At 49.5% G+C, this 11868-nt stretch carries 10 protein-coding genes, 2 tRNA genes and 1 pseudogene; 5 read left to right on the top strand and 8 right to left on the bottom strand.

Features of this window, described 5'->3' with window-relative positions:
• Positions 1-19: 19 nt before the first annotated feature.
• Together JKK62_RS01270 and JKK62_RS01265 are read left to right on the top strand one after the other, a co-directional pair.
• A tRNA-Gly gene (locus JKK62_RS01270) sits at positions 20-95 on the top strand.
• 216 nt (positions 96-311) lie between these two features.
• Positions 312-773, top strand: coding sequence for a low molecular weight protein-tyrosine-phosphatase (locus tag JKK62_RS01265; RefSeq protein ID WP_186833199.1), 462 nt, complete (start codon positions 312-314; stop codon positions 771-773).
• A gap of 35 nt (positions 774-808) precedes the next feature.
• Here JKK62_RS01265 and JKK62_RS01260 read toward each other — a convergent pair whose 3' ends face one another.
• Positions 809-1984, bottom strand: a complete 1176-nt coding sequence (locus tag JKK62_RS01260; RefSeq protein ID WP_201426604.1) for a dockerin type I domain-containing protein — start codon at positions 1982-1984, stop codon at positions 809-811.
• A gap of 351 nt (positions 1985-2335) precedes the next feature.
• Here JKK62_RS01260 and JKK62_RS01255 point away from each other — a divergent pair, with 351 nt between their 5' ends.
• Both JKK62_RS01255 and galT read left to right on the top strand, forming a co-directional pair.
• Positions 2336-3493: a galactokinase gene (locus JKK62_RS01255; protein WP_201426603.1), complete on the top strand. Its 1158-nt coding sequence runs from the start codon at positions 2336-2338 to the stop codon at positions 3491-3493.
• Between the two features lie 11 nt (positions 3494-3504).
• The gene (galT, locus tag JKK62_RS01250; protein WP_243411716.1) at positions 3505-4989 is read left to right on the top strand and encodes a UDP-glucose--hexose-1-phosphate uridylyltransferase; all 1485 of its coding nucleotides are present in this window, start codon (positions 3505-3507) and stop codon (positions 4987-4989) included.
• A 47-nt stretch (positions 4990-5036) separates the two neighbouring features.
• Here the strand turns inward: galT and JKK62_RS17925 are convergent, their stop codons facing one another.
• From JKK62_RS17925 to JKK62_RS01240, 3 genes and pseudogenes are all read right to left on the bottom strand, one after another.
• Positions 5037-6374 carry an alpha-galactosidase gene (locus JKK62_RS17925; RefSeq protein WP_366502811.1) on the bottom strand — a complete coding sequence of 446 codons (1338 nt, stop codon included), beginning with the start codon at positions 6372-6374 and terminating at the stop codon, positions 5037-5039.
• Positions 6375-6385: 11 nt separating this feature from the next.
• A pseudogene (locus JKK62_RS17920) lies at positions 6386-7393 on the bottom strand (glycoside hydrolase family 36 N-terminal domain-containing protein); the annotation flags it as partial.
• 13 nt (positions 7394-7406) lie between these two features.
• Positions 7407-8813, bottom strand: a complete 1407-nt coding sequence (locus JKK62_RS01240) for an MFS transporter (RefSeq protein ID WP_201426602.1) — start codon at positions 8811-8813, stop codon at positions 7407-7409.
• Positions 8814-9281: 468 nt separating this feature from the next.
• Here JKK62_RS01240 and JKK62_RS01235 point away from each other — a divergent pair.
• Positions 9282-9364, top strand: a tRNA-Leu gene (locus JKK62_RS01235).
• Positions 9365-9507: 143 nt separating this feature from the next.
• Here the strand turns inward: JKK62_RS01235 and JKK62_RS01230 are convergent.
• The 4 genes from JKK62_RS01230 to JKK62_RS01215 all read right to left on the bottom strand — a co-directional run.
• Positions 9508-9663 carry a hypothetical protein gene (locus JKK62_RS01230; RefSeq protein ID WP_201426601.1) on the bottom strand — a complete coding sequence of 52 codons (156 nt, stop codon included), beginning with the start codon at positions 9661-9663 and terminating at the stop codon, positions 9508-9510.
• 37 nt (positions 9664-9700) lie between these two features.
• A complete protein-coding gene (locus JKK62_RS01225) occupies positions 9701-10501 on the bottom strand; it encodes a hypothetical protein (RefSeq protein WP_201426600.1) in 801 nt (266 codons plus the stop codon).
• A 2-nt stretch (positions 10502-10503) separates the two neighbouring features.
• The gene (locus tag JKK62_RS01220; protein WP_201426599.1) at positions 10504-10977 is read right to left on the bottom strand and encodes a helix-turn-helix domain-containing protein; all 474 of its coding nucleotides are present in this window, start codon (positions 10975-10977) and stop codon (positions 10504-10506) included.
• 339 nt (positions 10978-11316) lie between these two features.
• On the bottom strand, positions 11317-11868 hold a 552-nt coding region (locus tag JKK62_RS01215), incomplete at its 5' end, for a LysR family transcriptional regulator substrate-binding protein (protein WP_201426598.1).

Here is an 11868-nt window from a genome sequence, read left to right as displayed (position 1 = left end):
CCGGAGGCACCATAAATATGCGGATGTAGCTCATCTGGTAGAGCGCCACCTTGCCAAGGTGGAGGTAGCGGGTTCGAGCCCCGTCATCCGCTCCATTGAAAAAAGAGAGTACCAAAGGTGCTCTCTTTTTTCAATTCAGTAAACAGGCAAGAAGATGACGGGGCTCGAAGGCGAGCGGCGGGAAGCCCCGCAGGCGAATCGCGAGAGAGCAGATGATAGTTCTCCGTGAGCACTGAACCACGCAGGCGAGATGAAGTGTGCTTCGCACATTTTTGGGAACACTTCGCAATTATCTACAGACGGTGATTAATATGACAAAAGTAATGTTTATCTGCCACGGCAACATCTGTCGCAGTCCTATGGCGGAGTTTATTCTTAAAGATATGGTAAAAAAGCGCGGAATCGCGGACGATTTCGTGATTGAGTCCTCAGCCACAAGCACCGAGGAAATCTGGGGCGATGTCGGCAATCCTGTCTATCCTCCCGCGCAGCGTGAGCTTGCTTCCCATGGAATTTCCTGCGGCGACAAGCGCGCTGTTCAGCTCACAAAGAGCGACTACGCGCGCTACGATTATCTCCTCTGCATGGACAAGATGAATCTACGCAACGCGCAGCGTATTCTCGGCGCGGATAAGGATAACAAGCTGCGCCTGCTTTTGTCCTTCGCCGACGGAGGAAGTATCGCCGACCCGTGGTACTGTGGAAACTTTGACCGCACCTATTCGGATATCGTACGAGGCTGCGAGGGCTTTCTTGAATATCTCGGATACTAAATAACAAGCCTGCTCATTCAAACGAAGAGCAGGCTTTATTTTTTTGCTATTAACAATATGTCGCGGTTGTCAACCTGTCCGTCGCGGTTGAAATCAGCCGCCTTCAGAAATACGCCGCTCAGCTGACTGTCGCCGATTTGAAGCCGCATCAATTCTTTAACGTCGCGGCTGCTGAGAGTACCGCTGCCGTCGACATCGCCGAGTACGATGACCGACAGCGAGTCTGTGCTGTAGCCTGTGCAGACAGTGCGACCCGTCACAGCGTTTCCGTTTTTGTTGTAAACCGTCTTTATTTCAGGATACATATTCTTGAGCTGTTCAACGGTAGTGCCGGCGCTGAGAAAAATACCCGAGCCCTCGCGCGACAGATGTGATTCAGACTGAGCGGTGTCCTGTGTATCATCAGTGACCGTACAGGTGTAATCGCTGTTGAGCAGGTAAATCAAGCCGTCAGCCGAAGTCATCAGAAGTCCCGAATCGGATTTAATGGCTCCGTTTTTGCCCATAGCGGCGAAACGCGTTCCGCAGTAAACAGTGCTTCCGTTTGAAAGAGAAATCAACTGTCCGTCGGAATAAATATATCCTTCGCCCGCATCGGAAATATTCGCGTCATATGTTGTTTTAGCGCAGTAGACAGCGTTGCTTCTGCCAAGACGGTAAAGCTCGCCGTTCCCCGCAATAGCATAGGCGCTGCTGCCGTTTGAAAACAGCCTTTCACAGCCGCGCGGAAGGGAATAGGAACAATTCTTGTTGCCGTTCAAGTCAAAGCCTGTTACCCCGCGGTAGATGCCGTTTAGCGAGAGGAGAAAGATACCGTTTTCGCTAGCCGCAATGCTTTGCGGGTCGATCTCGGAGTCGGAATGAATATCAAAAACGGAATAGTCGCCGCTGTCGGCATTCAGACGGATAACGCCGTAGTCAGTATTTGAAACGGCGAACAGAGCGTAGGTGAAGCGGCCGCTGTGAGTTACGGCATAGATCGCGCCGCTGACATTAACTCTGCTCGTGAGGCAGTCGCCCGATATGCGCGACGAAATCACTGTGGTACCTGTATAGCCGTAAAAATACGCAGCGCTGTTGCCGCAGGCAAAAATCCTTTTGCACGTGCTCAGCTCGCCCAGATCAAAAACAGCCGCCCGAACAGGTGTGCCAAGCGAAAAAAACGCGCAGAAAAAGCCACACAGCAGAATGGATAAAGCTCTTTTGCACATGGCGCACACCTCGTAATACAGACGGCGTAAGTGAGATATTTACTGAACAGGTACGGTAAAAATGATTATCAAAAATCTTTATATTTTTATTATACATGATTCGACAAAAATTTCAATACCCGTATAAACAGCCGGATGAAAAAAACGCATTACGATTGCTTTATATGTTGACAAGAAAAATGATATTTAGTATAATATTATTGTATAAAAGTACTTATCTGAGATGATATTTGCAGACTTGCCGGACTAAGGTCGGTGAAAATTTTTATAGATTTTTTGAAATAACAAAAGCGGGTGCGGCAGGTTTGGCGGCTGCGCCCTTTTTTGCATTGCGGAAAGGAGGAGTTGCGTATGTCTGCAGAAGTGAAGGATATTTTTTCGCAAGTTTTCGGCAGAGAGCCGGACGTCTGTGCGTTCGCTCCGGGAAGAGTGAATCTTATCGGCGAGCATACCGATTACAACGGCGGTAATGTGCTTCCGTGCGCGCTGAATCTCGGTATCAAGGGTGCGGCAAGGCTGAGGGACGACAAAACGATCAGGCTCTATTCGGCGAACTTTCCCGACAAAGGAATAGCGGAAATTTCATTGTCATCTCTTCTCGGAGGAGAATGGACAGACTATCCGCTGAGCGTTATCAGGACATTCGCCGCTATGGGCTATGTGATCGACAGAGGAGCCGATTTAGTTTTTTCGGGGAACCTGCCCGACGGTTCGGGACTTTCTTCCTCTGCGGCGCTTGAGGTGCTTACGGGATTATTGCTGAAAGAGCTATACGGATTTTCCGTTACTGCTCAGGAATTAGCCGTATTCGGTCAGTTTGCCGAAAACCGCTTTATCGGCGTGAACTGCGGTATTATGGATCAGTTTGCGAGCGCGATGGGAAAGAGCGGCAGCGCGATACTTCTCGACAGCGCGACCCTTGACTATTCGTACGCGCCTTTCCCCGAAAACGACGCCGCGCTTGTGATCGTGAACAGCGGCGTTAAGCACTCGCTTGCTTCTTCCGCGTACAATGACCGCCGCCGTGAGTGCGAAACGGCTTTGGCAGATATCAATAAAGTTAAAAAGGCTTCGTCGTTGTGCGCGTTGAGTGTTGATGAATTTGAACGGTATAAGGACAGCATTCAAAATCCTGTTTGCAGAAAGCGCGCGCGCCACGCCGTGTACGAAAACCACCGTACAAAGCAGGCGGCAGACGCCCTGCGAAACGGCGACTTAACAGAATTCGGAAGGCTTATGCGCGAGTCGCATTTGTCGCTGAAAGATGATTATGAGGTTTCATGCGCCGAGCTTGACTTCCTCGCGGAAACCGCGTGGAGCTTTGACGGAGTTTACGGCGCGAGAATGACAGGCGGCGGCTTTGGAGGATGCACGGTAAATCTGATAAAAAAAGACAGACTCTCGTCATTTGTCGGGACTGTCAGCGAGAAATATAGGAAAAAATTCGGAATTGACGCGCAAATCTTCGCTGTGGAAATCAGCGGCGGAGCACGCGTAATAAGTGATTGATGAGGTTTATTATGTTTGAATATATAGAAAGCCTTCTGCAATATGGACTGAAAACAGGATTGATAAACGAGGAGGAAAAGGTTTATTCACGCAACCTTATTCTTGATTTGCTGCGCGAGGACGGCTTTGAAGCTTGTGAGCCAATAGAGAATGTCGAATTAGCGGAAATACTCAAGGTACTGACCGACGAGGCGGTAAAGCGCGGACTGATTGCGGACTCGGGCGAGAACCGTGATATCTTTGATACAAAGCTGATGAACTGCCTTACGCCGAGACCGTCTGAGGTTCGCCGCAGATTTGCCCGTATTTACGCCGAAAGCCCGAAGGCGGCGACGGATTGGTTCTACCGTTTCAGCGGCGACACAAACTATATCCGCCGCGACAGAATAATAAAGGACAGAAAATGGACGGTAGACAGCGAGTACGGAGAGATCGACATAACCATCAATCTCTCAAAGCCGGAGAAGGATCCGCGCGATATCGCCGCCGCGGGAAAGGCTAAATCAAGCGCTTATCCTAAGTGTCAGCTCTGCGCGGAAAACGAGGGCTACGCCGGAAGGATCGGCCACCCTGCAAGAGCGAACCACCGCCTGATTCCGCTTGATCTGTCAGACGACAGCTTCTTTTTCCAGTATTCTCCTTATGTTTATTATAACGAGCACTGCATCGTGTTCAACCGTGACCACGTACCTATGGCGATAAACGGGCGCGCGTTCACACGTCTGCTCGAATTTACGGAGAAGTTTCCGCACTACTTCATCGGCTCCAATGCGGATCTGCCGATTGTCGGCGGCTCGATTTTAAGCCATGACCATTTTCAGGGAGGTCATTATACCTTCGCTATGGAGAGGGCTGAGATAGAGGAGTATTTCAAGCTCGAAGGTTTTGCGGACATTGAATGCGGAATTGTAAAATGGCCGATGTCTGTTATCAGGATCCGCGGTGAAAAGCCCGAAAGGCTAAGAGAGCTTGCGGTTCGTATCCTTGAAAAATGGCGCGGCTATAGCGATGAGACGGCGATGATTTTTGCCGAGACAAACGGAGAGCCGCACAATACGATAACGCCTATCGCGCGCCGCAGAGGAGAGCTTTTTGAGCTTGATCTGTGCCTGAGAAACAACCTGACTACAGAGCAGTTCCCGATGGGTCTGTACCACCCACACCCCGAGCGACACCATATTAAAAAAGAAAATATCGGTCTGATCGAGGTAATGGGTCTTGCCGTATTGCCTGCAAGACTTGACCGAGAGCTTTCGCTGCTCGAGGAGCTTATCGCAGACGGACAAGATTTGCGCCAAAATGCCGAAACCGAAAAGCATGCCGAATGGGCAGAGGGCTTCGCCGAACGATTAAAAGGCAAGCCGCGCGAAGAGATCCGTTCAGTGCTTGAGCAGGAGGTCGGAAAGGTATTTGTGTCGGTGCTTGAGGACGCGGGCGTTTACAAGCGCGACGAAAGCGGCAAGGCAGCATTCAGAAGATTCATTAAAACCATATAGCATAAAAACAGGGTCAGGCTTATCCTGACCCTGAACTGTTATTCGGATTATTCAACCGCTTCAATAAAATACAGTCTTGAAGCGAAGTCCGGGAATACCCTGACCTTTTCATTAAAGCCCGTGCCCGAGAACGCGGGGCTGAGAGCGACTCCCGTGTGCATCAGCAAATCGCCCGAGGCTGTTATGCTCTCACTTTCGCCGTCCATTTTTACTCGTTTGGCGATCGCGTTGTGAAGCAGCGAGTCCTGCTTTACGTGAATCGGCGCGACCGTGTTGATAAGGCTGCCGAATTGTTTGACGTCAACATTCATCGGAATGTTATAAAACTTGTATTGACGCTGAGTGTCAAGTCCGCGTGCAAAGAACCGGTGCGCCTGTGTGTTCGGCGTCATCAGCTCCTGAAGCAGAAGCCCGACGGCGTATTTTTTATCGGGCGATACGCAGATCCACTCGTGGATATTTCCCGAAACCAGCCTGTAAAGCTGCCCGAACTGCAACACCTTTCTCCAGCGCTTATAAATGCTGATTTGCTGTTTTATCATGTTTCTCTGCGAGGGATTGAGGTCGCGGAGGTCATATTCGTACCCGAGCAGCCCGAAGGCGGCGACTCCGAAACGCGTTTCGAGCGGAGTATTTCTCAGCGTCTGGTGATTGGGACTCGCGCTGACGTGAGCGCCTACGCAGGACTGCGGATAGCCGTAGCTGTAGCCCTCCTGAATCGCGGCGCGGCAGATGGCGTCGGTGTTGTCGCTGCCCCAGATCTGCGGAAAATAGCAGAGGATTCCGAGGTCAAAGCGGTTGCCGCCCGAGGCGCAGCCCTCAAACAGAATCTTCGGAAATGCCCTTGTCAGCTCGTCCATAACGCGGTATAGTCCGCAGATATAGCGGTGCGCCGTTTCACCCTGACGCTCGCGTGGCAGATACGGAGAGAATACGTCCGAGAAAATGCGGTTCATATCCCACTTGACATAGCTTATGTTCGCCGAGGAGAACACCTCGGTCATTTTTTTGATAATAAACTCCTGTACCTCGGGGTTTGCCAAATCGAGTACGCGCTGATTCCTGCCCTCGGAATGGAGCTTGCCGGGTACAGCCATTGCCCAGTCGGGGTGCTTTCGGTACAGCTCGCTTTCAACGCTTATCATCTCGGGCTCGACCCAGATGCCGAAGTCCATGCCGAGATTATTGATTTTTTCCGCCAGTCCCTTAAGACCCTCCGGCAGCTTTTTGAGATTAGGTTCCCAGTCGCCGAGAGCCTTTGTGTCGTTTTCGCGGTCGCCGAACCAGCCGTCGTCCAGAACAAACAGCTCGATTCCCAGCTCCTTGCCGTAACTGCCGCTTTGGCGAGGGATACCAGACGTTTTTCGGAAATATTGAAGTAGCACGCTTCCCAGCTGTTGAGCAGGACGGGACGCGCCTTAAACTTCCATTCGCCGCGGACAATATGCCTGCGGACAAAGCGGTGCATATTTTCGCTCTGTCCGGAAAATCCCCGCGCGGAATAAGTCATCACCGCTTCGGGAGCCTCAAAGCACTCGTCTTTGTTCAAGATAAACCGGAAGCCGCCGGGTTGGATTCCCGAGACGATTCTTGTTTTTCCGTAGGCGTTAACCTCGACGGCGGAGTAGTGGTTGCCGCTGTAAATCAGGTTAAAGCCGTATACGCTGCCCGAAAACTCGCTCGTTTCGGGAGCATGAACCATAAAGAACGGATTGGCGCGGTTCGAGGAACAGCCCGCGCGCGATTCGATGACAAACTTGCCCGCGTTGACCGCAGAGGTGCATTTATTCATCTCCCTTGCCCACGCGCCGTGGAAGGATGTGACGCATACGCCGCTGAACGGAATAGCGATCTGTGTGCTTAGTAACCGCTCCAGCTCGATTGAATCGTCGCCGCCGTTGATTAGTTTCGCGCTTCTGGTTATTACGTCGCAGTTTGCAAAGACGCGGTAGTAAAGCTCAAGAGTCAGCTCTCTGTCCCTGAGAATTACGCACAGCCGCTCGCCGTTTCCGTCGGGGTAATACGCGGTGGGCAGAGTCTTGAAGCCGAGCTCCTCACCGTCAATTTTATAGCTGTCATACAGGAAGTCAGAGCTTCGGCTGCCGTCGGGATATACAAGCTCCAAAAACGGCTCGCGCACATCTCCGTGACCCTGAGAGGACATTTCAAGACACATATCCTCAAGCAGAACCTTCGGGTGTTCCTTGGAGTACACTATGCTGTTGCCCAGCTCAAACTCGCGCTTTTCGCGAAAGACCTCACAATCCGCAGCGCTTTCGAGCGGTATTTTTCCGCCGTAGTAGAGGTGTTCCGGATGTCCCGACTCAGTTACCGCGAATACATAGCTCGTGTTTTTTGTTTCGAGGGCGAACGCGGGACGGTCTCCTTGTAATAATCTGATCATTCAATCACCCGTACTATTTTGAGTCTTTGTGATTCTTTTCGATAGTTGACATGACCTTTTTTTCGTTATACATTCCGAGAATGATCGCGCCGAGCGAGCAGAAGCCCACGGCGACATAGCCGACGATCGTCATGCCGAGAACAGAGGCGGTAATATCGTTGCTGTTTGCGTTCTGCGAGGTTCCGATGATAGCCAGCGAGGTAAAGACGAGCATAGCCAGCGACTGACCGAACTTCATAGCGAAGGTGCGCGCCGCAAAGAACATACCCTCGCGGTTTTCACCTGTTTCGTAGCCGTCAGCCTCGGCGACGTCGGCGACGATCGACTGCGGGATAATGCCCAGCAGAGCCATCGGGAAAGCCGCGATAACGCAGATAAGCACGCCGTAAACAATACCGGGGATAACGGTCACGCCGATCACTCCGATCGAGCCCGCGATAACATAGGCGAGAGCCAAGCCGAGGAAGCCCGTGATAACGAGCTTTTTCTTGCCGAACTTCTTTACGAGCTTCGGAACTATCGGATAAAACGCCGCGGAAAGCACTGTCATTCCGCCGAGGAAAATCATGGTAAACGACTCGTCAAGCTTCATGGAAACCTTTACGAAGAAGGGCAGACCCGTCTGGAACAATGTCAGACCGACCCAGTACATGATATCGGAAAATACAAAGGTGCGGAAGCTGCCGTTTCTGAAGGTCGCGCCGAGCGACTTGAACATATTGGAATTCGACGGCTTTGTATCAACAAATTCCTTTTCCTTGAGGAAGAAGGTGGGGATAAGCATACAAACGCAGGAAATAACCGCCAGAATGATAAAGCAGATGCGGTAGCTCCACGCAAAGCCTACGCTTCCGCGCAGCATTCCCGCGAAAACAAAGGGCGTAAAGGCGAGCATGGTTCCCGCGAAGAACGTGAGCGAGATAGCTGTGGAGATGTACATACGGTCGTCCTGGGTTTTTCCGAATTCCGAGATAAGCGCGTTGTACGGAGTGCAGTACATCGTCATAAACAGGTAGAACAGTACGATGAATACGGAAATCCATGCCACGTTCCACGAGCTGATTTCTTCCACAGGCGCGCAAAACAGCAGAACGGTTACGATCGAAAGCGGAACCGCCGCGTACTGCATAAAAGGAATACGTCTGCCGCGTTTGTTCTTGCTTCTGTCCGAAAGCGAAGCGATAAGCGGGTCGGTTACCGCGTCAAATACTCTCGATAACGCCGTGATAAGACCGAGTACCGTCAGGAATCCGCCGATGATCAAGCCGGGCATAATGTACTGAATCGCACCTCCGGCTATATCGTTTTGAGTCGGAAGATAGAATGTGACGAACCACGCGCTGATAATACCGCTGAGTGTTGACCAGCCGAGCTGACCGACCGCAAAAATCCTCATTTGTCCTTTTGTTAACCGTTTCATTTTTGCCCTCCCGAGTATTTTGATTTTAGTTTTGTCATTGTGCTTTTGCGTAAATGCTATTGTATCAACAAAAATATTCCACAATAGTACTGATAGTATAGATATTATAACTATAAATCAATCTTAACATAAGCTGACAAAAAAGCAATATATTTATGCTGATTGGGCTGAAATGATTGCAAATCAAAATGCTCGTTGACAATATCGGAGGTATGAGGTATAATATTACGGAAGAAAAATAAAAACGCGCCCGTGGCGGAACTGGTCGCGTTGTGAGCGCCGCCTGTGGCGGATGAAGCGAGCAAAAGCGAGGTTTGAAATAAGGAGTACAAGGAAGCGCTTAACAGCGCGACGCGGTACGACTATATTTCAAGCGGGACACACCGCGCTGGATTTTGGTGACGCTACCTCGGTGTAACAATTAAATACTTTGATTTTCACAGCGCAAAGCTGTTGAAATATAGATGTGCGCCCGTGGCGGAATAGGCAGACGCGATGGGTTTAGGTCCCATTCCGAGAGGGTGCGGGTTCAAGTCCTGTCGGGCGCACCAAGCGAAGATAATCCGAACCTTCTCCCTGTTGGAGACGGGTTCGGATTTGTCTTTTTCTATGCTTATCCGAATTTCAACAGTAAGATTGATAGATATGTTCGTTAGGTACAAGGCAGGAAGTTTACCGCTCCCTGCCTTCTTTTTTACGCTATTTCTTCATTCTTTTCTTTCTGTTGTAACCATTCTTCATACTCTCGCTGACCTTCTTCGGATTCAAAGAAGGCAACGATGTCGTCTGCGAATGCTCTGGCAAGAGCTTGAAGCTCGTGCTTTGGGATTTCTGTTTTCTTCGATGCCATAGGGCATCACGGCATTAACTTTTTCCTTTCAACCTCCTTACATACTCATATTAAAGCCGCCTGACTGCGTATTCTTTTTGTTTTTGGGCGGCTGATTCATCGTGGTGCAGTCCTCAGTGTGGCTGTCGTTATCCAGAATATTCAGCACGTCGGCAGCCAGATATGCCGAATCAGTTCCCAGATGATCAGCAGGATAGTCGGGATAAGCGAAGCCAAAATCAGCTTCTTCAAACTCCGTTTCACCGTCTGTTCCTCCGAGGAGAGTTGCTGAGAGAAACTCTCGCTCACCTTCCCAACCTGTGATTGGAAGGTCTCCATCAAGGTCGAGGTCGCCGTCTGAATCTGTTCCGCTTGCTCCTGAAGCGTCTCCTGAAACGCCGTCAGGGTCTGTTCCGTCTGCTCTGCATGAGCGGTCAGCTCCCTCAACTGCTCCTCCTGCATATCCGAGAGGTCGCTCCATGTTGCCAATGTTTTCAGTGATTCCGCTATCGAACCGAGCATATTGATTTGTGTCTGCTGCAATTGTACCAGTGCTATCCATGACCTCTCCGGTACGGAAACGAATCTCGTCGTCTGCTTTGCTACGTCCAGATTTCTCTGTGCCTGAGCCTTCAGTTCGGGCAATGATTTCTTTTCTGATTCTGAATTCATCTTCCATATTCTCCTTCAAATATTTTTCCTCGTGCAGTTTGTTGTCTCTGCACGGCTTACCGTTTGGGCAGGTGTAGGTGATATATTTGTGCGTATCTTTCCATTTTACCTCATAGCCTTCCATCTCCATCAGCTCAATGAATTGATTTTTGCTGACGGCGTAGCGCATGGCTTCGTCGATCGCCATTGCTAAATCCAGTTTTCATACCAAGCATTATATCTCTTGTTACGTTTAAGATGATTGTAGAAAGTACCGCGAGATAATAGCAACGCGTCGCAGATCGCATGAACACTGTATTCGCTGTATATCGATTCAGCGAAATACAGTTTTTGCCTTACCGGAAGTTCTGATGCGCCATATGCTCTTTGCAGAATTTCAATCATAATCTCCTGCTTCTTGATTTTCTCTTTTAGCTTGTGGTAATCACCGAGGCGGCTTTCTTTCTGATAGTTTTCAGATTGAAGATGCGCTTTTATCCACGAATACACTGTGCTTCTCGGTATATCAAATTGCTTTACAATTTCCGAGACACATACGCCTTCATGATAAGCCTTTACTACTATTTGCTTTGTTTCTTTATTATGCTTGCTGTTTATTTTAATCACCCCCTTTCCGTAAATAAGCTTATCATTAATTGAAGGGAAAGTGATTATGATTATCAAATAAAACGTAATATGTTTATTTGACTTAACAGCGTTATCTTGACAAGCAGATGGGGCCTGTAATATTTTTTGTGCGTGTACATTATATCATTGATGGAGTGCAGCTATTGAAAAAACTGATAATGAATCGGTCGTATCATGGCTTTATAATTACTATATCAAGCTGGATTTATGGATTACATCAGTGAACGCGATATCGAAAATATAGCGCTCAATAACGTGGACGAGAATCCGATGGAACAATTAAAGAGATAATAACGAAACCGCTTATCCAAGCTCATTTGAGAAAGGTTAAGCGGTTTTGTATTTGAGATTCGATTCAAAAAAATGATACTTTTATTATCGTTTGTTGCTTTCGAGTTTGTCAATAAACAGCTGCGAAACGAGCGACAGCTTTTGCTCGCGTTTCCATATCAACGTTGGCTGAACGGATATTTCGGGGGTCAGCGGTCGGAAGCATAGGTTCGAGGTTTCGGAGGTGTCGACCAGCTTGTCGAATGAAACAGCATATCCGATACCGTCCTCGACCATCAGCGAGGCGTTGTAGAGCAGATTATAGGTCGCGGCGACCTGCAAACGCCTTGCCTGCGCTCCGCTGAAAAGCGATAATCCGTTGGCGCGTGAAACGATCAGCGGCTTACCGTACAAGTCCTTTACGGTGACGCTCTCTTTTTCGGCGAGTTCACTGTCCCTGCGCATGATAACGCCGAATATCTCCTTATCATCGAGCGTAAAGTGATGATAGCTTTCACGGTCAAAATCCGTAAAAATCAGCGCGAAATCAAGCAGTCCGCGGTCGAGCTTGTCCTTTAAGTCCTCGGTATCGCCGCTGAAAATGTTCAGCCGGATATTGGGGTATTCCGTTTTTAAGTGATAAAACACCCTTGTGAA

It is taken from the genome of Ruminococcus difficilis, assembly GCF_016680995.1.
Note: the sequence above shows the minus strand (reverse complement) of the source record. Positions and strands in the feature narration are given on the sequence as shown.